This window comes from Paracraurococcus lichenis (assembly GCF_030657435.1).
Taxonomy (GTDB): Bacteria; Pseudomonadota; Alphaproteobacteria; order Acetobacterales; family Acetobacteraceae; genus Paracraurococcus; species Paracraurococcus lichenis.
The window spans coordinates 1-426 of the sequence record NZ_JAUTWS010000498.1; the positions used below are offsets into that span (position 1 = coordinate 1).

Genomic DNA, 426 nt, shown 5'->3' on the forward strand with positions numbered 1-426 from the left:
GGACCAGGTCCTCGCTGACGTGGATGCCGTCGATCTGCACCGCCAGCAGGTCGAGCCCGGACAGGTCCTGCCCCATCCAGGCCGCCATCCGCTCCGCCGAGAGCGCGACGAACCGCCGCGAGGCGGCCGACTTCGACACCCCCGTGCCCGGGCCCGCCGGCACGTCGCCCTCGGGCAGTCGAACCGCCCGGCCGAACCGGCGCGTGGCGACCCCGAGCAGCATCAGGTTCATCGCCCAGCGCCCCAGCCAGTCCTCGCCCACCGCCCGCTCCCAGCTCGGCAGCACCACCTCCCGGCCACCGCATTCGCGCACCCGCGGCCGCGCCACCGAGACCTTGCCGCCGTGGAAGCCGATCGGGCCCTGGGTCCGGCCCCAGCGCTGCGCCTGCCGCTCCCCACCCCGCCCGTGCCGCGGGCCGCACAGCG

1 pseudogene is annotated in these 426 nt (G+C 77.0%); it reads right to left on the reverse strand.

The window, feature by feature from the left end:
* A pseudogene (locus Q7A36_RS40965) lies at positions 1 to 426 on the reverse strand (IS256 family transposase); the annotation flags it as partial.